This is a genomic window from Brevibacterium sp. NPDC056726 (assembly GCF_042790515.1).
In the GTDB taxonomy this organism is placed as follows: domain Bacteria; phylum Actinomycetota; class Actinomycetes; order Actinomycetales; family Brevibacteriaceae; genus Brevibacterium; species Brevibacterium sanguinis.
In genome coordinates this window covers 207,270-233,159 of the sequence record NZ_JBHTYZ010000005.1, presented here as the reverse complement: position 1 = coordinate 233,159, position 25,890 = coordinate 207,270, and the positions used below count along the sequence as shown (strand labels likewise).

20 protein-coding genes and 1 pseudogene are annotated in these 25,890 nt (G+C 70.1%); 11 read left to right on the top strand and 10 right to left on the bottom strand.

Annotation, left to right across the window (positions count from 1 at the left end):
• Positions 1 to 53: 53 nt before the first annotated feature.
• The 3 genes from ACFQ91_RS12295 to selD are packed head-to-tail and all read left to right on the top strand — an operon-like array spanning position 54 to position 3,764.
• The gene (locus tag ACFQ91_RS12295) at positions 54 to 941 is read left to right on the top strand and encodes a 1-acyl-sn-glycerol-3-phosphate acyltransferase (RefSeq protein WP_249120973.1); all 888 of its coding nucleotides are present in this window, start codon (positions 54 to 56) and stop codon (positions 939 to 941) included.
• Positions 938 to 2,737, top strand: a complete 1,800-nt coding sequence (locus ACFQ91_RS12290) for an FAD-binding oxidoreductase (RefSeq protein WP_211978545.1) — start codon at positions 938 to 940, stop codon at positions 2,735 to 2,737. Before ACFQ91_RS12295 ends, ACFQ91_RS12290 begins: the two co-directional genes overlap by 4 nt.
• A gap of 22 nt (positions 2,738 to 2,759) precedes the next feature.
• Entirely contained in the window at positions 2,760 to 3,764 is a 1,005-nt protein-coding gene (selD, locus tag ACFQ91_RS12285; RefSeq protein ID WP_211978544.1) for a selenide, water dikinase SelD, read from the top strand.
• Positions 3,765 to 3,770: 6 nt separating this feature from the next.
• Here the strand turns inward: selD and ACFQ91_RS12280 are convergent, their stop codons facing one another.
• Entirely contained in the window at positions 3,771 to 4,373 is a 603-nt protein-coding gene (locus tag ACFQ91_RS12280; RefSeq protein ID WP_211978543.1) for a TetR/AcrR family transcriptional regulator, read from the bottom strand.
• 179 nt (positions 4,374 to 4,552) lie between these two features.
• Here ACFQ91_RS12280 and ACFQ91_RS12275 point away from each other — a divergent pair, with 179 nt between their 5' ends.
• Both ACFQ91_RS12275 and ACFQ91_RS12270 read left to right on the top strand, forming a co-directional pair.
• Positions 4,553 to 5,941 (top strand): MFS transporter, encoded by a 1,389-nt coding sequence (locus ACFQ91_RS12275; RefSeq protein ID WP_249120972.1) that lies wholly within the window; start codon positions 4,553 to 4,555, stop codon positions 5,939 to 5,941.
• Positions 5,938 to 7,581, top strand: coding sequence for an amidohydrolase (locus ACFQ91_RS12270; protein ID WP_211978542.1), 1,644 nt, complete (start codon positions 5,938 to 5,940; stop codon positions 7,579 to 7,581). The genes ACFQ91_RS12275 and ACFQ91_RS12270 overlap by 4 nt, the downstream gene beginning before the upstream one ends.
• Before the next feature lie 705 nt (positions 7,582 to 8,286).
• Here ACFQ91_RS12270 and nrfD read toward each other — a convergent pair.
• The 6 genes and pseudogenes from nrfD to ACFQ91_RS12240 all read right to left on the bottom strand — a co-directional run bounded on the left by nrfD (position 8,287) and on the right by ACFQ91_RS12240 (position 16,464).
• Entirely contained in the window at positions 8,287 to 9,663 is a 1,377-nt protein-coding gene (gene nrfD, locus ACFQ91_RS12265) for an NrfD/PsrC family molybdoenzyme membrane anchor subunit (protein ID WP_211978541.1), read from the bottom strand.
• A complete protein-coding gene (locus ACFQ91_RS12260) occupies positions 9,660 to 10,757 on the bottom strand; it encodes a 4Fe-4S dicluster domain-containing protein (protein ID WP_198500044.1) in 1,098 nt (365 codons plus the stop codon). Before ACFQ91_RS12260 ends, nrfD begins: the two co-directional genes overlap by 4 nt.
• Positions 10,758 to 11,197: 440 nt before the next feature.
• A pseudogene (fdnG, locus tag ACFQ91_RS12255) lies at positions 11,198 to 14,368 on the bottom strand (formate dehydrogenase-N subunit alpha); the annotation flags it as partial.
• Between the two features lie 47 nt (positions 14,369 to 14,415).
• Positions 14,416 to 15,210: a bifunctional 2-polyprenyl-6-hydroxyphenol methylase/3-demethylubiquinol 3-O-methyltransferase UbiG gene (locus ACFQ91_RS12250; protein ID WP_232623776.1), complete on the bottom strand. Its 795-nt coding sequence runs from the start codon at positions 15,208 to 15,210 to the stop codon at positions 14,416 to 14,418.
• On the bottom strand, positions 15,207 to 15,617 hold the full coding sequence (trxA, locus tag ACFQ91_RS12245; RefSeq protein WP_198500046.1) for a thioredoxin: 411 nt from the start codon (positions 15,615 to 15,617) through the stop codon (positions 15,207 to 15,209). The genes ACFQ91_RS12250 and trxA overlap by 4 nt, the downstream gene beginning before the upstream one ends.
• Before the next feature lie 97 nt (positions 15,618 to 15,714).
• Complete coding sequence (locus ACFQ91_RS12240; RefSeq protein ID WP_198500047.1) at positions 15,715 to 16,464, bottom strand: ABC transporter permease; 750 nt, start codon at positions 16,462 to 16,464, stop codon at positions 15,715 to 15,717.
• A 347-nt stretch (positions 16,465 to 16,811) separates the two neighbouring features.
• On the opposite strand from ACFQ91_RS12240, the gene ACFQ91_RS12235 reads away from it, so the two are divergent.
• From ACFQ91_RS12235 to ACFQ91_RS12210, 6 genes are all read left to right on the top strand, one after another.
• Positions 16,812 to 17,015, top strand: a complete 204-nt coding sequence (locus tag ACFQ91_RS12235; RefSeq protein ID WP_137825906.1) for a cold-shock protein — start codon at positions 16,812 to 16,814, stop codon at positions 17,013 to 17,015.
• Positions 17,016 to 17,287: 272 nt separating this feature from the next.
• Complete coding sequence (locus tag ACFQ91_RS12230) at positions 17,288 to 18,625, top strand: XdhC family protein (protein WP_249120970.1); 1,338 nt, start codon at positions 17,288 to 17,290, stop codon at positions 18,623 to 18,625.
• On the top strand, positions 18,616 to 19,557 hold the full coding sequence (locus ACFQ91_RS12225) for an FAD binding domain-containing protein (protein ID WP_211978539.1): 942 nt from the start codon (positions 18,616 to 18,618) through the stop codon (positions 19,555 to 19,557). The genes ACFQ91_RS12230 and ACFQ91_RS12225 overlap by 10 nt, the downstream gene beginning before the upstream one ends.
• Positions 19,554 to 22,424, top strand: a complete 2,871-nt coding sequence (locus ACFQ91_RS12220; RefSeq protein WP_198500050.1) for a molybdopterin cofactor-binding domain-containing protein — start codon at positions 19,554 to 19,556, stop codon at positions 22,422 to 22,424. Before ACFQ91_RS12225 ends, ACFQ91_RS12220 begins: the two co-directional genes overlap by 4 nt.
• Positions 22,421 to 23,107 carry an NTP transferase domain-containing protein gene (locus ACFQ91_RS12215; protein ID WP_198500051.1) on the top strand — a complete coding sequence of 229 codons (687 nt, stop codon included), beginning with the start codon at positions 22,421 to 22,423 and terminating at the stop codon, positions 23,105 to 23,107. The genes ACFQ91_RS12220 and ACFQ91_RS12215 overlap by 4 nt, the downstream gene beginning before the upstream one ends.
• Before the next feature lie 47 nt (positions 23,108 to 23,154).
• Positions 23,155 to 23,829, top strand: coding sequence for an HAD family phosphatase (locus ACFQ91_RS12210; protein ID WP_198500052.1), 675 nt, complete (start codon positions 23,155 to 23,157; stop codon positions 23,827 to 23,829).
• A gap of 9 nt (positions 23,830 to 23,838) precedes the next feature.
• On the opposite strand, the gene ACFQ91_RS12205 is transcribed toward ACFQ91_RS12210, so the two are convergent.
• Genes ACFQ91_RS12205 through ACFQ91_RS12195 form a run of 3 tightly spaced genes read right to left on the bottom strand, consistent with a single transcriptional unit; the run spans position 23,839 to position 25,806 of the window.
• Positions 23,839 to 24,273: a hypothetical protein gene (locus tag ACFQ91_RS12205; RefSeq protein ID WP_198500053.1), complete on the bottom strand. Its 435-nt coding sequence runs from the start codon at positions 24,271 to 24,273 to the stop codon at positions 23,839 to 23,841.
• 28 nt (positions 24,274 to 24,301) lie between these two features.
• Positions 24,302 to 25,081 carry an SDR family oxidoreductase gene (locus ACFQ91_RS12200; protein WP_198500054.1) on the bottom strand — a complete coding sequence of 260 codons (780 nt, stop codon included), beginning with the start codon at positions 25,079 to 25,081 and terminating at the stop codon, positions 24,302 to 24,304.
• On the bottom strand, positions 25,078 to 25,806 hold the full coding sequence (locus ACFQ91_RS12195; RefSeq protein ID WP_198500055.1) for a type 1 glutamine amidotransferase domain-containing protein: 729 nt from the start codon (positions 25,804 to 25,806) through the stop codon (positions 25,078 to 25,080). Before ACFQ91_RS12195 ends, ACFQ91_RS12200 begins: the two co-directional genes overlap by 4 nt.
• Positions 25,807 to 25,890 lie beyond the last annotated feature (84 nt).

Sequence of the window (25,890 nt, the reverse complement as noted above, 5' to 3'; positions counted from 1 at the left end):
ATTCTCCCGCCGAGGCGGCATCCAGAACCGCGGTCGGCTCCGAACAGCGGGTGATGACCTCCGAAACGTCACCACCTCGCACGCCGGTGTCGACGGCGAAGCACCGCTCCCGACTCCGTGCGCTGCTGCGCGCTCTCCTCCAGCGCGTCCTCTTCCGCGCCCTCGTCGTCTCGACGATCTCTCCGACGGTGCGGATCGAGCCGCGGGTCCGGGGGCTGACCGAGGGCTTCCTCGTCATCGCGAACCACACCTCGCATCTCGACGCTCCGCTCATCGCCCAGAGCCTGCCCCACCGGCAGGCGCGCTTCCTCTCCACCGGCGTCGCCTACGACTACTTCTTCACCGCCTGGCACAAGCGGCTCTTCGTCCGCAGCCTCTTCAACGCCTTCCCGGTCTACCGGGAGGGCTCGCGCGGCAGCTCCGAGGTGCCGCGGGCGCTGCTGCGCGCCGGCGTCCCCGTCCTCCTCTTCCCCGAGGGCGGTCGGCAGCAGGGCCGCGTCATCGCCGATTTCAAGGTCGGTGCCGTCAAGCTCGCCGTCGATGCCGGTGTCCCGATCGTTCCGGCCGCCGTCGTCGGCGGGTTCGAGGCGATGCCCAAGGGAGCGAACTGGCCGGTGCCGGGCAGGCCGCCGGTGCGCATCGTCTTCGGCGAGCCCGTCATCCCCCGGCCCGGGGAATCCCTGCCGGCGCTCACCGCCCGCGTCCAGAGCCTCGTCGAGGAGCTCTTCGACTCCGGAGCCGACGCGATCGGGGTGCCCCGCCTCGCGCACCGGCATGAGAAGCTCGCCCCCGGTGAGGAGCCGCGCACTCCCACCCATGCCCCGGAGCCGGACAAGCAGACCACGCAGCACCATTGGACGACCGCCCCGAGCCCCCGCCGTCATCGGCCACAGGCTCGGGGCCGCCTCGGCGAAAGCACGGATGAGAGGATGAGGAATTGAGCACACCGGTCAGAGCGGAGGACGTCAGGCGGCATCGCTGGTGGGGCTGGGGCGCCGACGGCGTCGAGTTCCGCTGGGAGACGAAGCCGGCGTTCGCGGCGATCGCGAAGGAGAAGGTCGGGCTCGACCTGTGGAACGCCCCGCGCCCGCGCACTCCGGACCTCGCCGACGTCGACGCGCCCGCGTCCCGGATGCCCGCTGACCTCCTCGCCTCCCTCGCCAAGGCGGTCGGAGCCGACAACGTCAGCACCGATGACGGGCTGCGCATCGTCCACTCGTTCGGTCGCTCCCTGCCCGACCTCTACCGGGTGCGGAACGGGATCATGCCGCGGCTCACCGATGTCGTCGTCCACCCCGGCAGCGAGGACGAGGTCACAGCCGTCCTCGACATCGTCCTCGCTCACGACCTCGTCCTCATCCCCTACGGCGGCGGGTCGTGCATCTCCGGATCGGTCACCCCGGATCCGGCGGAGACCCGCCCCATCGTCTCGCTCAACCTCGGACGGATGCGCCGGGTCCTCGACGTCGACGAGTACTCGGGGCTGGCCCGGGTCGAGGCCGGCGCCTACGGTCCCGACCTCGAAGAGCAGCTCAACCTCCGCGGTTGGACGATGGGGCACTTCCCCGACTCGTTCAGCTATTCGACCCTCGGCGGCTGGGCGGCGACCCGGTCGTCGGGGATGCAGTCGGACAGGTACGGCGACATCGAGGACATCGTGCGGGGGATGCGCGTCGTCCATCCCCGCGGAGTCGTCGTGAGCAAGCCGATCCCCGGTCGGGACTCCGGCCCGTCGGTCCACGAGATGATCCTCGGCAGTGAGGGCCGCCTCGGCGTCATCACCGAATGCACGGTCCAGATCCACCGCCGGCCCGAGGTCAGGGAGGTCGTCGCGTACCTCTACCCGGATTGGGCGTCAGGCGTCGAGGCGATGCACGACATCGCGCGCTCCGAGGTCAGCCCCACTTTCACCCGGCTCTCCGACGGGCCCGAGACGCGCTTCAGCCTCGCCATGGTCTCGCAGCCGACCTCGGTGAAGTCCAAGGTCAGCGCCCGTGGTCAGGATGCCCTGTTCGCGTATCTGCGCGCCCGCGGCTGGGACACGACGGAGGGGATGTGCCTGTCCTACGTCTGCTTCGAGGGGTCGAAGGAGCACGTCGCGCGTGAGCGGGCCGAGGTCAAGCGGATCGTCTCGGGTCGCGGCGGGATCAGCCTCGGCACCGGACCGGGAGCGATCTACGACCAGAAGAAGTTCGACACCCCCTACCTGCGCGATTTCCTCCTCAACTACAGGGTCTTCGGCGATGTCTGCGAGACCGGGGTGAGCTGGGCGAACCTCAAGACGATGCACGCCCGCGTCCACGAGCGCTTCGAACAGGTGCGCCGGGCGCAGGGCGGGCCGGGCTTCATGTTCTGCCACATGTCCCACAGCTACCACGGCGGGGCGTGCCTCTACTTCACGTTCGCCGTCCCCTACACCCGCGAGGACACCGCGCTGACGGAGTACCAGTTCGTCAAGGACGCCGTGCAGCAGGAGTTCATCGACTCCGGCGGCGGGCTCTCCCACCATCACGGGGTCGGCACCGAGCACCGGCCGTGGATCGTCGACGACATCACCCCCGCCGGGGCGTTCATCGTCGACTCCCTCTTCCGCGCGACCGATCCCGGTCGGAATCTCAACCCCGGCAAGATCGTCGCCGAGGCGGACGTCGAGTCCCCGGCCGGTGTTTCGTCCCCGGTGGATGACGGCGCGGTTCCCGCTGTCCAGCGTGACCGGAGCACCGATCCGACGCCGTGAGGCCAGTGCTAGGCTCGCGCACATGGACACCTCGGAGACGCTCGAGACCGCACAGTACCGCCTCACCGGGTTCGCCCACGGCGGCGGCTGTGCGTGCAAGATCCCGCCCGGTGAGCTCGAGGACGCGGTCCGCGGACTGACCGGGCAGACGCACCCCGAGGTCATCGTCGGTCTCGATGACGGCGACGACGCCTCGGCGGTGCGCATCCGCGAGGATCTCGCGGTCCTCTCCACCGCGGACTTCTTCACCCCCGTCGTCGACGACGCCTACGACTGGGGGCGGATCGCGGCGGCCAACGCGCTCTCCGACATCTACGCGATGGGCGGGACCCCGGTCACGGCGATCAACCTCGTCGGGTGGCCGCGGGAGACGCTGCCCATGGAGCTGCTCACCGAGGTGCTGCGCGGCGGTCTCGACGTCGCCGGGCAGGCGAACTGCCCCGTCGCCGGCGGTCATTCGATCGACGATCCCGAACCGAAGTACGGGATGGCCGTGACCGGCATCGCCCATCCCGATGCGATCATGCGCAACGACGCCGCCGAGGCGGGACTGCCGATCACTCTGACCAAGCCGATCGGGGTGGGGGTTCTCAACAATCGTCACAAGCAGACCGGGGAGGTCTTCGACGAGGCGATCGCGACGATGACGCAGCTCAATGCGGACGCCTCGCGGGCGGCCGTGGCCGCCGGCATCCGTGCGGCCACCGACGTCACCGGCTTCGGACTGCTCGGCCACCTGTTCAAGATGGGCCGGGCCTCCGGGGTCGGTGCGGTCATCGACGCGGCTGCGGTGCCCCGCCTCGGCGGGGTCGACGAGTCGATCGCCGCAGGATTCGTCTCCGGCGGCACCCGGCGCAACCTCGACTGGGTGCGGCCGCACCTGACCACTGATGACACCGTCACCGAGGCGGACCTCCTCCTGCTCGCGGATGCGCAGACCTCCGGCGGCCTCCTCGTCGTCGGGGAGCTGCCGGGTCACCCGGTGATCGGGGAGACCGTCGCCGGGTCCGGCATCCGCATCCGCTGAACCTGTTCAGCTCACCCGCGCCTCGATGCCCGCGATGAGGAGATCGAGCCCGCGATCGTAGACGAGTCGGTTGCGCTCCGTGCCGGTCGGATGGCGGGCGGCGAGTGCGGCGAGCGGGGAATCCGGGTCTCCGGGCGCGAAGATCTGATTCGGGGACAGGGCGTCGAGGGCGACCCCGAACGCGAACGCATCGAGGACTTCGAGCGTGGTGAGCAGCTCGTCCTCGGGCAGGCCGGCGCGGCGGAGGATCTCAAGGAGCGCCTCATAGAGTCGCAGGGTCTCGGGTTCGTCGATCGTCACGCCGAGGAGATGGATCATCACGCGCGGATGGTCGGCGTAGAGGCGCCAGAGGGATCCGACGCCGGCTCGCAGCGAGTCCTGCCACCCCGCATCGGCGAGGGTGACGAGGTCGTAGTCGCCGTTGAGGACCTCGCGCATCGCATGGACGATCCCGTCGCGTCCGTCGACGTGGTGGTAGAGCGAGGAGAGGGAGACGCCGAGGCGCTTCGCGAGCGGCTGGATCCTCAGCTCCTCACCGGCATCGAGCATCTCGATGGCGGCGAGCGCGATCTTCTCCCGGCTCAGCAGCGGGGACGTCGGTCGGGCCATGACGCACGCTCCTCCTTCTCGCGACTCTGCGACTTCTCACCTCGGGGACTTCTATGTCCTGCCGCGATGCGATTGACAAGCTCTCGAACCGGCAGGCACCATTCTAGGTAACCGAAAACTTTTCGTTTAGTCAATGAGTGCCGTTCCCCGCACTCCGACTCCGGCAAAGGGGCCACCACATGAGCACTGCACCCGCACCCGCTGACGATCCCCGCGTCCCGCTCGGACTGCGCAACGGCGCGGCGGTCTTCCTCGTCGCCCTCGCCGGACTCATGCTCGCCAACCTCGCCCCGCTCGTCATGGCTGTGCTCGAAGATGTGGGCTTCGACGTCATCGCCTCCGGCAACATCCTCACGTGGGCACTGCTCGCCTCGGCGCTCGTCGGCCTGGGCACCTCGCGCCCGGCGGCCGGACGCCACCGCCGCACGATCGCCGTGGTCGGACTCGTCATCGCCATCATCGGGTTCCTCGCCGCGGCGTTCATCGGCAGTCCCACGATCATCGTCGCCGGACTCATCGCCGGTGGCGCCGGAGTGGGCGCGGCGATCTCGACCTCGGGGGCTGCGATCGCGGCGATCGAGAACCCCAACCGGGTGAGCGCGACGAGCGGCGTCGTCAATCGCCTCCTCGTCATGGTCGTCCTCGGGGTCATCCCCGCGATCGGCCTCGCCCAGATCACGGTGTTCGGGGCGCTCGCGCTGCTGTCGGCCCTCAGCCTCGCCGTGACGATCTGGCTGCCGGCCACCCCCGACTACTCCTCGGCGGTCATCGCCGCCGAGTCCCCCGCCGGCACCCGTGCGCCCCGCAAGGTCGTGCTCGCCGGCATCGGCATCCTCATCGTCTTCCCCCTCTGGGGCACGAGCGAGGACTCCGTGTGGACGCTCGCTCCGGTCCTCGGCGACTCCGTCGGGCTGAGCGAGCAGTCTCTCGGCTTCGCCCTCAGCGCCGCCGCCGGGTGCGGGGCCGCGGCGATGCTCATCGTCATGCTCCTCGGCACCCGGATCGGACGGGCGGTGCCGCTGGCCGTCGCGCTCATCCTCGGCGGGGTGGCGAAGATCTGGATCGGCATGACGACCGATCCGCAGACCCTGGCCGTGCTCATCGTCGTCGTCAACACGATCTACGCGTTCGCGTTCGTCCTCTTCATCGCCACCGCCGCCGGTCTCGACGCCCGCGGCTACTGGTCGGGTCCCCTCGTCGGGGCCTACATCGTCGGGTCGAGCTTCGCTCCCCTCCTGGGCGCATGGGTCATCGACACTGTCGGCATCCCCGCCTTCGGGCTCATCATGGGCATCGTCAGCTTCGTCGTCGTCATCCCCACGGTGCTCATCGCCCGCGTCTCGACGAGCGTCGAACGCACCCTGACCCACCTCGGCGAGGATTCACCGACACCGCCCGCGGATCCGTCGACCTCGGGCACCCCCACCGAGGCGACCGCCACCACGACCGACTCCTCTACCGCCGCTGACGCCTCCGACACCGCGACGGACTCCCTTGCCGGTTCCACTGGCGGACGGGACTCCGTCACCGACGACTCCCCTACCGACTCCACCGAAAGGACATCATGACCACCGTCCTCACCAACGCCACAGTCTTCACCGGCATCGCGGACGCCCCGCTCCACGAGGCCGTCGCCTTTGAGGCGGGACGGATCCTCGCCGTCGGTGACGCGGACACCGTCCGTGCGATCGCCGGTGAGGGCGCCGAGGTGGTCGACCTCGACGGTGCGCTCGTGTCCCCGGGGTTCGTCGAGGCGCATACGCATCTGGCGATGCTCGGGCAGACCCTGGACAAGGTGCAGCTGCGCGACGCCGGGAGTCTGAGTGAGATCCAGGAGCGGCTGCGTGCGGCCCGCAGCGCGCAGCCGGAGGCGGCGTACCTCCTCGGCGCGAGTTGGATGTTCGACGCCGTTCCCGGTGGTCAGCCGACGGCGGCGATGATCGACGAGGTCATCGCCGACATTCCCGTCATCCTCGACTCGAACGACGTCCATTCCTCCTGGGTCAACACTGCGGCGCTCGAGGCGATGGGCATCACGGCGGAGACGCCGAATCCGCCCGGTGGGGAGATCGTCCGCGACGCCGACGGGCAGGCGACGGGGTTCATGCTCGAGACCGCGGCGATCGAGTACGTGTGGTCCTACCTCGATGAGATCACGACGGCCGCGGATCGTGATCGGTTCCTCGACACGGCGTTCGCGGCGTACCTGGCCAACGGGGTGACCGCGGCGACCGACATGGCGCTCGGCGAGCCTGAGCTCGCCGCCGTCGTCCGCCTGCTCGAGCGCGACGGCCGCCTGCCGTTCCCCGTCACTGCCCATTGGCTCCTCCGCCCCACTGGCGATCCCGAGCGGGATCTCGCCCAGGTCGCGCGAGCGGTCGAGGTGCGCGACCAGGTGGCGTCGCTGGACGGCTCCGAGTGGTTCCGCCTGGCCGGGGTGAAGTTCATCCTCGACGGCGTCATCGATGCGTGCACCGCGGCGATGCGGGCACCGTATGCGAACGGGACGAACGCCGAGGCGATCTGGTCGTTTCAGACCGCCGCACCGGTGGCCGTGGCCGCCGATGCCGCCGGCCTGCAGCTGGCGATGCACGCGATCGGCGACCATGCGAGCGAGATCGCGCTCGACCTCGTCGAGGAATGCGTGCGGGCGAACGGTCCGCGACTGCGCAGTCCGCGCATCGAGCATCTCGAGTCCGTCACGGATGACACGATCCGCCGCATGGCCGCGCTCGGCGTCGTCGCGTCGCTCCAGCCGGTCCATTGCGACCCGGCGATCATGGACAACTGGATGACGATGCTCGGCGACGACCGCGCGGAGTCGGGCTTCCCCTGGCAGAAGTTCCGCGACGCGGGGGTGCGGATCGCGCTCGGCACCGATGCGCCCACCGCTCCCCTCGAGGCGGCGCACAATCTCTTCATCGCGCTGACGACACGGTCGGCGCTCAGCCCGGGACCTGCCGCCTATCACCCTGAGCGGGCGTTCACCCCAGGTCAGGCCCTTGAGGGGCTGACCTTCGCGGGAGCGCTGGCGGGCGAGTTCGGTGACGGGATCGGGCGGATCGTGTCCGGTGGGCGCGCGAATCTCGTCGTCCTCGACGTCAACCCGTTCACCGGCGACCCGGACGACCTCCTCGGGGCGACGGTCCTGCGGACCTACGTCGACGGAGAACTCGTCGCCGGCAGCGCGGCGTCGACGCGCGAGTAGCTCTCGAAGGGCGCGCAGCCTCCGCAGCACGCCCGGCGTCGCAGGCACAGAGGCACCCGGCGGCAACCCCGCACCCGGAGCTGCACACACACCGCGTGCATGGGTGGTGTGTGGAGCCGAGGGTTGTGCGTACGCAGCTCCGCGGAGGAACTCACGCCCCGAGGTGGGAGTCGCCTTCCACGTAGGAACAGCGGCTGCGGGTAGTGTTCGCGCCCAGAGACTGCGCGCCCGACGGGCAACCCCGCACGCGGAGCTTCACGCACACCGCGTGCACGAGTGGTGTGTGAAGCCGAGGGTTGTGCGTGCGCAGCTGCGCGGAGGAAATCGCGCGCCGAGGTGGGTGTCGCCCTCCGCGTTGTAGCTACGGCTGCGGGTAGTGTTCGCGCCCAGAGACTGCGCGCCCGACGGCAACCCCGCACGCGGAGCTTCACACACACCGCGTGCACGGGTGGTGTGTGGAGCCGAGGGTTGTGCGTACGCAGCCGCGTGGAGGAAATCGCGCGCCGAGGTGGGTGTCGCCCTCCGCGTAGCAGCTGCGGCTGCGGGTAGTGTTCGCGGCAAGGGACGGCGCGCCCAGCGGTCTCGGATGCGGCGCACCTGAGCAGGACAGAAAGTTGACGCAGACACCGGGCACGCGGCCTGGAGACCTTCAAGTCGGCTGCACGCACCGACACCCTGCGGGGCGGCGCACCGCCCCGCGGCCGGCTACCAGCCGGTGGTGATCGAGTCGTCGGTGATGCCCTGGGCGCGGCGCTCCTCGAGGCGGGCGCGCTGCGGTTCGATGACGTAGCGCGGGTCCTTCGTCGAATCGATGCCGGCTTCGAGCATCCCGAAGCGGGTGTACGCCGAGGCTGCCGCCAGTGCCGTGCCGCTGACCACGGACAATGTCCGCAGCAGCGCGCGGGTCTTCCAGCTGCGTCCCGCCTTGTTCGCCGCGACGGTGGCAGCGCCGGAGGCGACCGCACGTCCGGCGACGCCCTTGGCCACGGCCTGCGCGGCACCCGATGCCGTGAGACCGGCGACGCCGGTGGCCGCCGTCTTCGCGACGCCCTTGACCCCGCGCAGCGCCTTGTCGCCGGTGCGGGAGCCGAGCTTCTTCGCGAAGATCCGCGCCCCCACCTCGACGACGGCCGCGCCGATCGCTCCGGCGATGAGGAGCTTCTCGGCACGGTGGAGCTTGTGGCCGGGTTCGCCCTCCTCCATCGGCTCGACCTCGACGGGGTGCATGCCCTTCTTCATCCGCGACATCGCATAGAGGTCGCCGGCCGAGCCCATGAGCGCGAGCAGACGCGCCGGTTCGGCTTCGCGCACGGGTGAGAGCGCCATCGCGGCACCGCCGGCGGCCAGCGACGCCGAGGACACGAAGACGAACGGCAGCCCGTTGCGGCCCGCGGCATTCCACGTCGGCACCGCCGTGTCGCCGAGGAGGACCGCCGTGTACGCGGCCAGCGGAGTCGCGAAGAGAGCGGACTCGAGGGCCGCGGGCAGCTCGAGTGCGTGGAGGACCTTGCGCAGCGGTCCCAGCGGCAGGATCTCCTTCGTCAGCCGGTCGACCTCGATGACCGAGGTGACGCCGGCACCGACGCCGAAGCCCGAGAGGATCCACGTGCCGAGGCTCATCGGGGAGGACACCTTGACCACGCGCATCATGTTGATGAAGCGCTCGGGGCGACCGAGGTCCTTGACGAGCGCCGCGCCGCCGAGGGCCGTCGCGCCGATCGCGGTGAGACGGGTGGCCGTGCGCATGCCGGGCCGGTCGCTCAGCTGAGCGCCGAGGCCGAGCAGCGTCGACCCGCCGGCGAGCCCGCCGAGGAAGAGGTAGAGCGAGATCTCATGACCCCATGGCGGCGGCTTGACGATCGGGCGACCGTAGTACGAGGTGAACTCGACGTCCTCGACCATCGGCATCTCGCGTCCGCCGTCGGCACCGCGGTTCTGCCAGCCCCCGCCGGAGCCACCGGAGCCCCGACCTCCGGAGCCACCGGAGCCGGACCCGGATCCCCCGCGACCGCCTCGGCGACGCTTCTTCCGCCCGCCTTCTGGCTCGGGGGGACGGTACGAATCGTAAACGGATGAGCTCATGAACGCTTGCTCCCGAGGAAGGACAGGCCGGCCGCGGCGATCATGCCGAGGGCGGCGATGCCGGCGGTGGCGAACATCGCGGGCAGGTCCTTCGTCGCGACCCGGGGATCCGGCGGCAGGCCGTAGACCTCGGGTTCGTCGAGGAGGAGGAAGACCGAGCCGGTGCCGCCGACCCCGTCGTTCGGGTTCGCCCCGTAGAGGCGCGCCTCGGTGAGTCCCTTCGCGTGGAGATCGGCGACCCGCTCATGGGCCTGGGCGACCATGTCCTCGCGGTCGCCGAACTTGATCGACGTCGTCGGGCACGTCTGCGCGCAGGCCGGGGTCTGGCCCTCGACGAGGCGGTCGTAGCAGAGCGTGCACTTGTTCGCCGTGTGCATGTTCGGGATGTCCGCGGTGTCGAGCGGGTACTCCTCTCCGCCGCGATCCGTGGGCGGTCGGATCGTGCCGTCGTCACGGCGTTCGATGACGCCGAACGGGCAGCCGGCCACGCACGTGCCGCAGCCGTTGCAGACATCGGCCTGGACGACGACGGTGTCGAACTCGGTGCGGAAGAGCGCACCGGTCGGGCACACGTCGAGGCAGCCGGCGTGCGTGCAGTGCTTGCACACGTCGGAGGACATCAGCCAGCGGAAGTCCGCGGTGTCCGGCGGGGTCGTGTCGACACCGTCGAAGTCGACGGGGTCGAGCGCGCCGGGGGCGAGGAGGTCGACGTCGAGCTGCGGTGACGACGGCAGTCCGCCGCCCACCGGCTGCGGACCCGCGGTCTCGTCGGTGCGCGGCCGGATCGAGGGCATGCCGAGGTTGACGAGCTTGCGCCCGGACTCCCTGGCCGCTTCGATCTGCTCCTTGCCCTGTTCGACGAACGCGACGTGGCGCCACGTGTTCGCGCCGAGCTCACCGGTGTTGTCATACGACATCCCGAGGATCTCGAAGTTCCCGTCCTGCGGGTTGTGGTTCCACTCCTTGCACGCGACCTCGCAGGCCTTGCAGCCGATGCAGATCGAGGTATCGGTGAAGAATCCCTTGCGATTCTGCGTCGTGTCATGCCAATGGCCGTCCGCGACGGTGCCGGAATCCAGCGTCGGTGCCGACATCAGTTCTCCTCCTCTTCCTCTTCTGCTCTCCTGCGCGCGTTCTTCTCGTACTCCCACGCGTTCGCGGGCTGTTCGGGATCGACCGGCTGGTACGGCTTGCCGTCGGCGTCGTAGCCGAAGTGCGGGTCGCCGTCGGTCGGGTCCCCGTCGACGGCGTAGTTCGCGTCGACCCGCTTGTCCGGCTGCTCGCCGCCGGACTCGCGATCGCCGGCATCCTCGGGCGCGCCGCTGTCGCCGGCTCCGCTGCCTGCGGAGTCCCCGGAATCCGTGGGTGCGCTGTAGCCCTTCGCCGAGGCGGTTCCGGAGTCCTGGGATTCGTCGGCTCCGTACGTGCGACCGGGGGTGACACCGACCGCGGAGTCGCCTCCGCGCTCGTTGTGCCCGCCCGTGTGCGCCGGGGAGCTCGCCTCGGCGGCGCGGTCGACGACCTCGGGCGGGACCGTGACGAGTTCGTTGCCCGACTCGGGGGTGAGACCGGCCTCGCGCTGGTACTTCTCGACGAAGTCGACGAGCTCGGGCCCGCGCGGCCGCCTGCCCGGCAGGGCGGTGCCGGCGACGTACTTGCCGTTCTGGATGAAGACGTTGGGGTCCATCGTCACGCCGAGGAGGTCGTTGGCCGAATCGCCGTCGACCCACGCGCCCTTGCCGCCGACGCCCCAGTGGTAGGGCAGGCCGATCTGGTGGACCCACTTGCCGCCGATCTTCAAAGGCGTCATCCGCTCGGTGATGAGGACGCGGGCCTCGATCGCCGCCCGGGGGGAGACGAGGGTCGCCCAGCCGTAGGGTTCGAGTCCGACCTCTTCGGCGAGCTCCGGTGAGACCTCGCAGAACATCTCGGGTTGGAGCTCCGAGAGGTAGGACAGCCAGCGGGACATGCCGCCGGCCGTGTGGTGCTCGGTGAGCCGGTAGGTCGTGAACACGTACGGGTAGACCTCGGAACCGGGGAACCCGGCACCCGGGGCCGACAGGTTGTCCTCCCGGCGCATGATCTTGCGCAGCGGATTGTTCTGCTGCGTGTAGAGCGGGTTGCCGATCGTCGATTCCTGCGGTTCGTAGTGCGTGGGCAGGGGTCCGTCGACCATGCCGCCGGGGGCGAAGAGCCAGCCCTTGCCGTCGGCCTGCATGATGAACGGGTCGTCGCCGTCGAGTTGGCTCGGACCGCCGAAGGGCACATCGGAGTGTGCTTCGGGGTTGAGCTCGACGGGGAAGTCGGGTTCGTCGGCGCCGACCCAGCGGGCCTTGTCCGTGTCCCACCACACGAGCTTCTTCCGCTCCGACCACGGCTTGCCCTCGGGGTCGGCCGAGGCGCGGTTGTAGAGGATCCGGCGGTTCGCCGGCCACGCCCATGCCCATTCGGAGGCGATCTCGTCCTGCTCGGTGCGCGGTTTGCGCCGGGCGGCCATGTTGACGCCGCCGGAGTAGATGCCGGTGTAGATCCAGCAGCCGCCGGCGGTCGTGCCGTCATCGCGCATCTGGGTGTAGACGTCGAGCGGCTGCCCGTCCTTCTCCCCGCCGACGTAGTAGCCGTTGACTTCGGCGAGGACCGCTTCGGGATCGACCTCGCCGTCCTCGTCGAGCGGGTAGTCCCACGTCAGGTCGAGGAGCGGGCGATCGCGCGGATCGTCGGAGTCGGCGAGCTTCGCGCGGATGCGCTTGCCGAGCTCGTAGAAGAACTCGAGTTCGCTCTGCGCCTCACCCGGCGGGTTGACCGCCTTGTGCCGCCACTGGACGAGGCGCTGCGTCTGGGTGAACGTGCCCGCCTTCTCCGTGTGGTTGGCCGCGGGCATGAAGAAGACCTCGGTGTCGATGTCCTCGGTGCGCAGCTCACCGGTCTCGATCTCCGGGCCGTCCTTCCACCAGGTGGCGGATTCGATGAGGCTGAAGTCGCGGACGACGAGCCATTTGAGGTGGCTCATCGCCATCCGCTGCATGCGCCCGTTCGCCGACCCCACGGCCGGGTTCTGGCCGAGGAGGAAGTACCCGTCGACGCCGTCGTTGAGCATCCGCACCTGCGTCTGGTAGGTGCCGTGGGCGCCGTTGATCCGCGGCAGGTAGTCGAACGCGAAGTCGTTCTCCCGCGTCGCCGCGTCACCCCACCAGGCCTTGAGCAGGTTCGTCGCGTAGCTGCGGCCGTTGGCCCAGTAGCCCTTGTGGGTCTCGGGCGTGCCGACGGCGGCGACGTAGTCGTCGAACGTGTCGTGGACGCCGGCGCTCGGCATCGGCAGGTACCCGGGCAGGAGGTTGAACAGCGTCGGGATGTCCGTCGATCCCTGGATCGTCGCGTGTCCGCGCAGCGCCATGATGCCGCCGCCGGGGCGACCCATGTTGCCGAGCAGGAGCTGGAGGATCGAGGCGGTGCGGATGAATTGCGCGCCGAGGCTGTGCTGCGTCCACCCGACCGCGTAGGCGAAGCACGTGGTCCGTTCGCGACCGGAGTTCGTCGTGATCGATTCGAGGAGGTATTCGAAGTCCGACTCCGAGATCCCGCACGATTCGGCGACCATCTCCGCGGTGTAGCGCGAGTAGTGGCGCTTGAGTATCTGGAAGACGCTGCGCGGGTCGGTGAGGTTGGGGTCGCGCAGGGCGACGCCGGCCTCATCGGTCTGGTACGACCACGTCGAGTTGTCATACGAGTTCGTCGCCGGATCGTAGCCGGAGAACAGTCCGTCGAGGTCCTCGGGGTCGAGGTAGTTGTCGCTGATGAGGTTCGTCGCGTTCGTGTACGACCGGACGTACTCCTCGAAGTAGAGGCCGTCGGTCAGCACCCGGTTGATGAGCGCGCCGAGGAGGACGATGTCCGAGCCCGCCCGGATCGGGACGTGCTTGTCGGCCACCGCCGTGGTCCGGGTGAACCGCGGATCGACGTGGATGATCCGGGCACCGCGGGCCTTGGCCTCAGTCACCCATTGGAAGCCCACCGGGTGGCATTCGGCCATGTTCGACCCCTGGATGACGATGCAGTCGGCATTCGCCATGTCCTGGACGGGTTGTGTGGCGCCGCCGCGCCCGAACGAGGTTCCCAGACTGGGAACCGTGGCGGAGTGTCATATGCGGGCCTGGTTCTCGATCTGTATCGCGCCGGCGGCGGTGAAGAGCTTCTTCGCGAAGTAGTTCTCCTCGTTGTCGATGGTCGCCCCGCCGAGGCTGGCGATGCCCATCGTGCGCCGCAGGGGGTGGCCTTGGTCGTCGAAGTCCTCCCAGTGGTTGCGGCGGGCTTCGAGGAACCGGTCGGCGACCATGTCGATCGCCGTGTTCAGGTCGAGCTTCTGCCAGTCCTTGGCCTTCGGGGCGCGGTAGAGGACCTCGGTCTGCCGGGAGGGGTTGTTGACGAGCTGTTCGCTCGCCGCGCCCTTCGGGCAGAGGCGCCCGCGTGAGATCGGCGAGTCGGGGTCTCCCTCGATGCCGACGACCTTGTCGTCCTTGACGAAGATCCGCTGTCCGCAGCCGACGGCGCAGTACGGGCAGACGGACTGGACGACCTTGTCGGACGTCGTCGTCCGCGGGACCATGTTGCGCGTGTGCTCTGACACCACGGACTCGCCGCGTCCGGTCGGATCGGACGAACGGAACTGCCGCAGCACCGGCCACTCGAGAAAGCTGAACCGTGCCATGGCGTCATCATACCCCCGCACTCTCTACGGCGTGTAGTGAAGAATGCCTAAACTTTCCTTGCCACGAGAATGCCGTCGTCGAGCTCGGTTTCCGTGCCATCAGGCCCGGTCACAGGCCGATTCCGCGTCTCGGCGAGAACACACTCCCATGGTCGACTTCCGCCGGCGGTCAGCAGTGTGAAGTCCTCCTCGGGAGTGCTGAAGTCGCCGTCGAGCCCGTGCTCGTGCCCTGCTTCCCCATGCTCTGAATCCTCGCGGGCTGCCCAGGGCGGAACCGTGGCGTGGGAGATGAGGATGAGCGTCTCGCCGGGACTGACCAGCTCGCCGAGGTGGCGCATGAGGTCCGCACGGGTGTCGGGCAGGCGGGTGTGGAGGAAGCACCCGGTGACGAGGTCGTAGGCGCCGCGGTGGTCGTCTGCGGCGGCCCAGTCGACGAGGTTGGCGACGGCGAAGTCCGCGTCCGCTCCTGCCGTCTCCGCGGCGACCCGGGAGCGGGTGATCGCGGTCGGGGAGAGGTCGATGCCGGCGGCCTGCCAGCCTCGACCGGCGAGCCAGATGGCGTCGGCGCCCTCACCGGAGCCGACGTCGAGACTGCGACCTGGGGTGAGGTCGAGGTCGGTGACGACGTCGACGAGGGCGACGTTGGGACGGCCCGACCAGACCGCCTCGGCGCCGGAGTAGCGGTTCTCCCACTCCTCGACGGAACCGGGCACCTGACCGGACTCGGATGCCTGCCCGGTCTCAGGTGCATGCCCGGACTCGGGTGCCGTGTCGGGGGCGGACACGGACGCGGCCCGGGCATCTGGCCCGGGCCGGTCGGTGCGGCTGTGGTGCTCGGTCACTGTCCCTGACCGGGCGCGCCCTCGGCGGTGGAGTCGGCACCGTCGCCGGCTTCGCGCTTGGCGATCTCGGCGCGGACCTCGTCCATGTCGAGGTCGTTGACGGCGGTGATGACCTGCTCGAGCTGCGGGGCGGCGAGCGCACCGGGCTGAGCGAAGACGACGATGCCGTCGCGGAACGCGACGAGGGTGGGAATCGAGGTGACGTTGAAGAGGCCGGCGAGCTGCTGCTGGTCCTCGGTGTCGATCTTGCCGAAGGCGATGTCGGGATACTGGGTCGAGGCCTGCTCGAAGACCGGGGCGAACTGGCGGCACGGGCCGCACCATTCTGCCCAGAAGTCCAGCAGGACGACGGAGTTGTCGGTGATGGTCTGCTCGAAGTTGTCCTGGGTGATCTCGATCGTAGACATTCGGGCAGTCTAACGACGATTCCTCCACTTTGCCTGCATGTTTCCCTGTCGTCCCGCGCAGCGGGACCCAGGGTCCTCCGCGGCGCAGCGCTGCCGCCTATCCGGCGGGGTCGACGGGTCTGAGGGCCGTGCCCGAGGCGATCTGCGTGGCGAGGACGGCGGTGAGCGCGCCGGCGAGCATGAGGGAGGCGAGGACGACGATCTGGAACTGGGCGGCCTCGAGCGGGGAGGCGCCGCCGAAGAGCGCGCCGACGAAGGCGCCGGGCAGGGTGACGAGGCCGGTGTTCTTCGTCTGGTCGAGGTTGGGCAGGAGGGCCTCGCGGACCGCGATCTGCCGCAGGCGCTTCGTCGCCCGGCGCGGATGCGCTCCCACGGCCAGCCACGCTTCGACCTCACCCCAGCCGCCGCGCAGTTCGCCGTCGTAGCGGCGCATCGCGAGCGTGGCCGCCGTCATCGCATTGCCGGAGACGATGCCGGCGATCGCGATGACCCGCTCGAACTGGAGATCGACGAGACCGAGGGCGAGGACGAGTCCGAGCGTGACGAGGGTGCCGACGACGACGCCGACGACGGCTCCGAGCGGCCCGCGCGGAACTTCGCGGGCCCGGCGCAGCGAGGTCAGCGAGGCGGTCGTGAGCATGAGGCCGATGAACGCCGCGACCGCCCACCACGCGGTGAGCGCACCGGAGAGGAGGAGGGCGACGAGGGCGAGCTGGACGACGGCGCGCACGATCGCGACGACGGGCAGCCAGCCGAGCCCCACCTCGGCGATGCGGAGGATCGTGACCGTGAGGACGACGAGAACGGCGATGCCGGCCAGGAAGGGGAGAACCTCGGGGAGCGTCACCGTCTCAGTGTAGGGCTGAGGCGAGACCCCACGGCCGAATTCGGGCAGGGATCATTGCATCCGATTCGACGCCGGACCGGGACGAATCTCTGATAGACTGGCACCATCGCTTCAACTCCCTCCCTCTTCATTTCGTTCGCGTCCTGTGTCGACGCGTCCCCCAGGTTTTCGTCGGTTCCGCAGCGCACTCGCCTGTGCTCCGACGGGAAGATCACACCTTTGGGCCACCGAGCGATCGGCCCCCGCCGTTCGCAGAGCGGCCGACTGTGTGTGACAAGCCGGATCCACGTCGGATCCGACCATCAAGACCGCTCCGGCGGTCGCAGCTGAATAAGGAAACAAGGAATATGACCACAGGTACCGTGAAATGGTTCAACGCGGAAAAGGGCTACGGATTCATCCAGCCTGACGACGGTTCGGCCGATGTGTTCACGCACTTCTCCGCCATCGAATCGACCGGTTACCGCGAGCTCACCGAGGGCCAGAACGTCGAATTCGAGTCCGAGATGGGACAGAAGGGCCTCCAGGCCACGAGCGTTCGCCCCCTCTGAGCTCAGAGCCCAGAGACTTCTCACCGCGACTGACGCCGCACTGGCGTCGACGGCGGTGAACTGATCGGCAGCGGCCGGTGACAGTGATGACCACTGTCACCGGCCGCTTCGCATTCATCCGGGTACGTGAGCCGCCGCGCTTCTCACAAAGTGGAAACATCCTATTGCCAGGCGGAAAAACTGTGATCTAAGATTCTTCGTACTTGCCTATGGCGAGTTCAAGGTCGAACTTGGGCTATCTACCGGGCGCTGCAGAAAGGACTGGTAGCCCCGTGTTGGATCGCCTCAACGCCTATTCGTCGACCGTGGAATCTCCCGACCGGTGGGCCGTTGCCACCGTCATCGCCGTCTCCGGGTCCGTCCCCCGCCCCATCGGCACGTCGATGGCCGTCCGCGACGACACCCTGACCATCGGATCGATCTCCGGCGGCTGCGTCGAATCGGCGATCGTCGACGCCGCCCTCACCGCGATCACCGGCCAGCGGTCGCTGGTCTGCGAGTTCGGCTTCAGCGACGAGTCCGGACTCTCCGTCGGCCTCATGTGCGGCGGCGACATCAGCGTCCTCATCGAACCGCTCACCTCCCTCGCCGAGGCGGTCACCAGTCTCATCGACTCCGACCGCGACGACGCCGGTGCCCTCATCCGCGAGATCCCCCTCGACGTCGCGATGCGCGGCGGCGAACTCGTCGCACCCGAGCCGCGGGCGGTCCGCGCGCCGCTGCCACCCGTGACGCTCGGCCCCGGCGATCCCCTGCCCCAGGCCTTCGCCGAGGCGGTCGGCACCGCCGCTGCCCCCGTCGCGGAGATCGTGCGCCGCGGCGGCTGCGGGATCGTCGCGGTCCGCGACGAGACCCGACCCGACTGCCCGACCGTGCGCCGGCTCTTCGTCGAATCCCGCCGCCCCCGCGCCCGCGTCCTCATCTACGGCGCCAACGACTTCTCGACCGCGATCGCCCAGGCCGCCTCCTTCCTCGGCCTCCACGTCACGGTCTGCGACGCCCGTCCCGTCTTCGCGACCCGGGCCCGCCACCCCGGCGCGCACGAGGTCGTCGTCGACCGTCCCGGCGAGCACTTCGCCCGCGAGTGCGCGGCCGGCCGCGTCGACTCGCGCACCGCGGTCATCGTGCTCACCCACGACCCGCGCTTCGACCTGCCGGTCCTCGACCGCGCCCTGCGGATGGATCTCGCCTACGTCGGGGCGATGGGGTCGCGGACGACCCACGAGAGGCGAGCGCAGGAACTCGTCCACGGGGGCCTGCCGCAGACCGCGTTCGACGCGCTCCACTCCCCGATCGGCCTCGACATCGGCGCCCGCACCCCGCAGGAGGTCGCCGTCGCCGTCCTCGCCGAACTCATCGCCGTGACGACGGGCCGGGCCACCTCGGCGGGCATCCCCGAACTGCGCCACACGAGCGGACCGATCCACGGGTCCCGCGGCAGCGACAGTGCTGCACCCAACTCCGACCACGGGGCACCCAGCGCCGGCCCACCAGCACCCGGCCCCGACCCCACGACACCCCCACGGGAGGAACCCGCGGCACCCCCGCATCCCCTGCACCGCCTCGGCACTGCGCTCACCCGAGGGGAGGCGATGATCTCATGGATATGAGCTGCGTCGACGAGGTGCTCACCTGCGCCGATCCCGAACGGTGGCAGCCCGGTGACAGCTGGCTGGCCGGGGGCACCGTGCTCTTCTCCTACGGCACCGACATCACCCAGGGCCCGCCGCGGCGCCTGCTCGACATCACCGAGTCCGGCTGGACGCCGACGCTGTGGCGCTGCGACGCCGCCGGTGAGCCCGTCGAGCTCGAGATCGCCGCGACCTGCCTGATCAAGGACATCTTCGAGTTCCGCACGAGCGGTCCGCGCGTGCCCGGCCACGGCGATCGGGCGCTGCCCGGCCTCGATCTCTTCGCCCCGGCGTGCGACTCCTTCGTCGCATCGTGGAAGATCTGGAACGCCTCGACGATCGGCGGCAACGTCGCCACGGGACTGCCCGCCGGCCCGATGATCTCCCTCCTCTCCGGCCTCGACGCCGTCGCCCTCCTGTGGGGTCCGCGCGGGTCGCTGCGGGCCCTGCCCGTGGCCGAACTCGTCGTCGGGGAGGCGCAGACGACGCTCGAGCCCGGGGAGCTCATCCGCAGCTTCCACATCCCGATCGCGGCGCTCACGCAGCCGTGCGCGTTCCGCCGCATCTCCCTGACCGAACGCGGACGCACCGCGGCACTGATCATCGGCCGCCGCCTCGGCGCGGGAGCCCTGCGCTTGGCGATCACCGGGTCGACCCGTCGCCCGCACATCATCGACCTCGGCCCGGACGCCGCGCATGCGGCGACGCATGAGGGACTGCAAGCGGCGATCGACGAGGCGGTCGCCGGGGTCTGGCACGACGACATCCACGGCACCCCGCAGTGGCGGGAGGCGATGACGCACCGCCTCGGCGCGGAGATCCTCACCGAACTGCTCGACCCTGCCGAACCGCACCCGCGCTTCGCCGCGCGCACGACCGGAGACATCACGATGACGAGGAGCACGCGATGACGACGACCGCACACACCCCACCCGCCACCGCGCCAAAGAGGCCGTCGGCCACCGTCGACGGACGCACCGTCGCCGTCTCACCCGAACCCGGCCAGTGCCTGCGCACATGGCTGCGGGAGCAGGGGTCGACCGGGGTGAAGAAGGGCTGCGACGGCGGCGACTGCGGAGCGTGCACCGTCATCGTCGACGACGAGGCGATCCACTCGTGCCTCTATCCCGCCCACCGGATCGCCGGGAAGTCGGTGACGACGATCCAGGGACTCGGCACCCCGGAGGACCTGCACCCGGTGCAGGAGAACTTCCTCGCCGCCGGCGGCTTCCAGTGCGGGTTCTGCACCGCGGGAATGATCTGCACCGTCGCCGCGATGACCGAGGCCGACAAGAAGGACCTGCCGCGCAGTCTCAAGGGCAACGTGTGCCGGTGCACCGGCTACCGGACGATCGAGGATGCCGTGGCCGGCCACCGCAACGTCGACCCCGGATTCCGCGGCATCGGGGCGAACACCGGGGCGCTCGCCGGCCCCGGCGTCGTCACCGGCACCGTCCGGTACACGATGGACATGCAGCCCGACGAGCTGCCCGCACCCCTGCTCCACGGCGCGCTCGTCCACGCGACCCGGGCGCACGCGCGGATCCTCGCCATCGACACGGCGCGGGCGCTCGCCGAACCGGGCGTCATCGCCGTCCTCACCCACGAGGATGCCCCGGCCAAACGGTTCTCGACCGCACAGCACGAGATCGTCGAGGACGACCCCAAGGACACCCGCGTCTTCGACGACGTCGTCCGGTACTACGGACAGCGCGTCGCCGTCGTCGTCGCCGAGACCCAACGGGCGGCCGAACGCGGGGTCCGCCTCGTCGACATCGAATACGAGGACCTGCCGGCGGTCTTCGACGTCGAACTCGCCGACGCCCCCGACGCCCCGGCGATCCACCCCGACGCCGGACCGGACGCGGGCATCGCCCGCCCCGGTGACAACGTCCTCGCCGAGGTCCACCACGAGATCGGCGACGTCGAGGCCGCACTCGCCGCCTCGGCGGTCACCCACGAGGCGACGTACCGCACCCAGCGCCTCTCGCACATGGCGCTCGAGACCCACGGGGCGATCGCGTGGACCGACGACGAAGGCCGATTCGTCGTCCGCAGCAGCACGCAGGTGCCGTTCCTCGTCCGCCGGGCGCTGAGCGAGATCTTCGACCTCGACCCGGATCGGGTGCGGGTCTACTGCGAGCGCGTGGGCGGCGGATTCGGCGGGAAGCAGGAGGTGCTCTGCGAGGACGTCGCCCTGCTCGCATCGATGGCCACCGGTCGGCCCGTGCGCCTCGAGCTCTCCCGCAAGGAGGTCTTCACCGCCACCACCGTCCGCCATCCCTTCCGGATGCGGATGCGCGCCGGCGCCGACGAGACCGGGACGCTGACAGCACTCGCCGTCGACGTCCGGTCGAACACCGGCGCCTACGGCAATCACGGTCCCGGCGTCCTCTTCCACGGGGTCGGGGAGTCGGTGGCCGTCTACAACGCACCGCACAAGAAGGTCGACGCGATGGTCCTCTACACGAACACGATGCCCTCGGGAGCGTTCCGCGGCTACGGGCTGAGCCAGATGATCTTCGCCGTCGAGTCGACGATCACCGCCTTGGCCGACAAGCTCGGCATCGACGAACTCGAGATGCGCCGGAAGAACATCATCGGACCCGCCGACCCCATGCTCAGCGCCCACGACGAACCCGAGGAGGACCTCCTCATCGGCAGCTACGGTCTCGACCAGTGCATCGACCTCGTCAGCTCCGCCCTCGACCGGGGCCGCACCCGCTGGGCCGAGCACGTCGCCGCCGGGCACGGGGAGGACCTCGGCGAGGAGTGGAACATCGGCGAAGGGCACGCGATCGCGATGATCGCCACCGCCCCACCGCGCGGCCACATCGCCCACGCTCACATCACCCTCGGTGAGGGCGGAACGTACGAGCTGCGGGTGGGCACCGCGGAGTTCGGCAACGGCACCTCGACCGTCCACGCGCAGCTCGCCTCGACCCTGCTCGGCACGACGACGGACCGGATCACGCTCCGGCAGTCCGACTCCGATGTCGTCGAACACGACACGGGGGCCTTCGGGTCGACGGGCACGACGATCGCCGGGAAGGCCAACGATCTCGCGACGAAGGACCTCATCGCGCGCCTGCAGGCACTGGCGGCGCCCCACCTCGGCGCCCGGCCCGAGGAGGTCGAGATCGCCGGTGACTTTGCGTGCGTGCGCGTCCCGGCCGACCTCAATGCCCGCTTCGCCCAGGTCGTCGGACCCGCCGGCGGCAGGCGCGCGGTCCACCTCGATGAGCTCCTGCGCGAGTCGCTTGCGACCACCGGGGAGGCCCCGACGGGGTCGGGCTACTGGGGCGGGGAGCCGCGGTCGGTGGCGTTCAACGTCCACGGGTTCCGGGTCGCGGTGAACATGAGCACCGGTGAGGTCCGGATCCTCCAGTCCGTCCACGCCGCCGACGCGGGCGTCGTGATGAACCCCCACCAGTGCCGCGGACAGGTCGAGGGCGGGGTCGCCCAGGCGATCGGGGCCGCCCTCTACGAGCGCATCATCGTCGACGAGGAGACCGGCAGGCCCGTCACCGACATCCTCCGCCAGTACAAGGCCCCGAACTTCGCCGACATCCCCCGCACCGAGGTCCACTTCGCCGACACCCATGACGCCGTCGGACCGCAGGGGGCGAAGTCGATGAGCGAGTCCCCGTTCAATCCGGTCGCTCCCGCACTCGCCAACGCGATCCGCCATGCCACCGGCGTCCACTTCACGACGACCCCTCTGACGAGGGATGCCATCTATGCGGGACTCGCCGAGGCGGGGGTGCTGCAGCGATGAGCGCGACCGTGCCGCACGCGCGCAGGCCCACGACGTCGGGTTCCGGGAGGTCGGCGATGACGGGCCGGGGTGTGGCCCTCATCCTCGCCGCCGGGTCCGGGCACCGGCTCGGGCTCGGCCCGAAGGCGCTGCTGCCGTGGGAGGACTCGGTCCTCGTCGTCCGGGCCGTGAAGGTGGCCGTCGCCGCCGGGCTGAGGCCCGTCGTCACCGCCGGTCCCGGTCGCGGAGAGATCGAAGCCCACCTCGCCGAGGCGGGGCTCGGGGACGTCGCCGTCATCGACGTGCCCGACGCCGAGGTGGGGATGTCCGCATCGTGGCGGGCCGGGATCGCGGCGATCGGTCGGGAGCCGGGGACCACCTCGGCGACCCCGGTCCTCGTCATGCTCGTCGACCAGCCCGGGATCGGTCGGGCGGTCCTCGACCGACTGATCGGCGCGTTCGATCCCGGGCGCATCGCCCGCGCGGCCTGGTTGGGGTTCCCCGGCCACCCCGTGCTCCTGCCGCTCGACCATGCGCGGGCCGCCGTCCGGCGAGCGTGCGGCGACGAAGCGGGACGGGCGTGGCTGCGGGGGCACGCCCACCTCGTCGACCTCGTCGAGTGCTCGGACCTCGGGGACGCCTCCGACATCGACACCCCCGACGATCTGCGGGCATGGCGGGAACGGGAGCCGACGAACCGGTAGCGTGGGAGACCAGACCATCCACCCACCAACGCCGAGGCGGTGCGCCGATGACCGAAGCTTCCCACGACCCGATCCCCGCCGGTGACAGCGGGACCGGGGTCGCCGTTCCCACGACCGTCGTCTTCGACCTCGGTCAGGTCCTCGTCGGATGGGACCAGTCCGGGCCGCTGGCCGACCGGATGAGCCGGGCCGAATGGGACGCCTTCGCCGCCGAAGCCGACTTCGCCGCCCTCAACGTCTCCGCCGACAACGGGGCGACGATCGCCGAGGTGGTGGAGCGGGCGAGCGCGACCGATCCCCGCCACGGGGAGATCGTCGCGACGTACTACGAGCGGTTCGACCGGTCGCTGACCGGTCCGATCCCCGGCATGGCCGAGATCGTCGCCGACCTGGGAGCCGAAGGCGTGCGGCTCCTCGGCCTGTCGAACTGGTCGGCCGAGACCGTCCACTTCGCGCCCGTCGCGGCACCGGCGATCAGCGAGCTCGAGGACATCGTCGTCTCCGGGCGGGAGAAGCTCATCAAACCCGACCCCGCGATCTTCCGCCTCCTCCTCGACCGCTTCGACCTCGATCCTGCGCGCACGGTGTTCGTCGACGACCTCGCGGCCAATGTCGAGGCGGCGCGCGGCCTCGGGCTCATCGGCATCGTCTTCACCGGTGCTCAGGACCTGCGGGCCGACCTCGAGCGGCTCGGCCTCCTCGGCGCCCGCAGCAGCACGTGAGTCGACCGGCTATCCAAGGTCGACGCCCTTCGCCGTCGCGAGCGCCTGGAGCTTCTCGCGGTCGTCGGTCTGCACGCACACCGTCGCCCGCAGCCCTTCGCTCTCGCGTCGCAGCAGGTAGTGCGCGACACTGTCGGTGAGCGGCTCCCCCGCGTCGTCGACGAAGTCCCAGCGCACCTGGACCATGACGAGGTCAGGGGTGAGATGATCCTCGCCGAGGAGGTCGTACCCGACCGAGGCGAGCCCGAGCTGCCGGTAGAGCGGGTAGGACTGCTCGAGCCCCGCGGCCATCGCCTCCCGCGATTCGAGCACCCCGGAGAACGCATCGTCGACGATCATTCCCGGCATCGACCACAGACGGCTCGCCGCCTCGGCGTCGAATTCGCTCAGCGAGCGCGCGTACTCATCGAGGTAGGCGGTGATCTCGGTCGTCTCGATCGTCATGTCCCCACCGTACCTGCGGTGAACAGGTTCACTCCAGTGCCTTCCGGGCGGCCTTGAGCGCGATCCTCCGGGGCAGCAGACCGGCACCGGCGGCGAGCACCTTGTTGCCGAACCCCGAGATGACGCTGCGCGGCTGACGGTGCTCGAGTGCGGCGAAGGCGACCGCGACGACCTGTTCGGGGGTGTCGAAGCGTCCCGTGCCGGCGAAGTCGCTGCCGGCCACGGCGAAGAACTCCGTGTTCGTCGGACCGGGGCTGAGCGCCAGCACCCTCAGCGGAACCGACCGCGTCTCCTCGGCGATCGCCTCGGTGAGGGAGAGGACGTAGGCCTTCGTCGCACCGTACGCGGCCATCCCGGGCGTGGGCTGGTAGGCCGCGGTGCTCGCGATGTTGACGAGCACCCCGGTCAGCTGCGGCAGCAGCGCGCGGGTCAGCCGGGTCAGTGCCACGACGTTGACGGCGAGCATCTCATCGATCCGCTCGGGGGCGGTGTCGGCGAAGGGTTCGGCGATGCCGAACCCGGCGTTGTTGACGAGCGAGTCGACCGCGATGCCCCCGGTGGTGAGATCCGAGAGGAGCCCGTCGACCCCTGCCGCCTCGGCGAGATCATGGACGAGAACATGGGCGGTGATGCGGTGGGCGGTCTCGAGCTCTCGGGCGAGCTCCTCGAGCCGGTCACGGCGGCGGGCGACGAGGACGAGATCGGCACCGCGGGCGGCGAACTGTCGGGCGAACTCCGCCCCGAGGCCCGAGCTCGCGCCGGTGATGAGGACGGTGGTGCCGCGGACGTCGAGTGCGTGCCGACTCACGCCGTCGGCCCCGGTGCCGCGCGTCGGCCGTCGACGTCGGCGATGATCCGGGAGGCGAGCGCCTCGGCGGACGCGGGATTCTGCCCCGAGTAGAGGCTGCCGTCGACGACGATGTGGGGACGCAGCGGAACCACGCCCTTCTCGTAGTGGATCCCGGCGTCCTTGACGGCGTCCTCGAGGAGCCACTTGGCCTTCCACGCGAAGGCGTTGAGACGTTCCTCGACGTTGGACAGTCCCGTCATCGTCCGTCCGGCGAAGGCGTTCGACCCGTCCTCGTTCTTCGCCGCGAGCACGGCGACCGGCGCATGGCAGAGGAGGGCGAGCGGCCTGCCGGAGTCGAGGCGCCGCTTAAGGAGTGCGCCGGAGACCGGATCGACCGCGAGGTCCTCCATCGGGCCGTGCCCTCCGGGGTAGAAGACGACGTCGTAGTCGGCCTCGTCGACGGTGTCGAGGGCGACGGGATGGTCGAGGGCGTCCTTGATCGAGTCGAGGTAGGCGCGGATCTCCCGGCGCTTCTTCGGTCGACCCCCGGCGATGCCGAGGCTGAGCTCGTCGAGCGTCGGAGGCACTCCCCCGGGCGTGGCCACGGTGATGTCCCACCCGGCCTCGGAGAAGAGACGGTAGGGTTCGGCGACCTCCTCGGCCCAGTAGCCGGTGGGATGGACGGTACCGTCCTCAAGCGTCCATCCGGTGGCGGCGGTGATGACGAAGAGAACCGATGTCATGAGGGGACCTTTCCTAGAACGACGAGGACGCTGTGGGGAGGACGCTTCGATTGCTAAAGTTAACAGTGTCCACACTGAAAAATT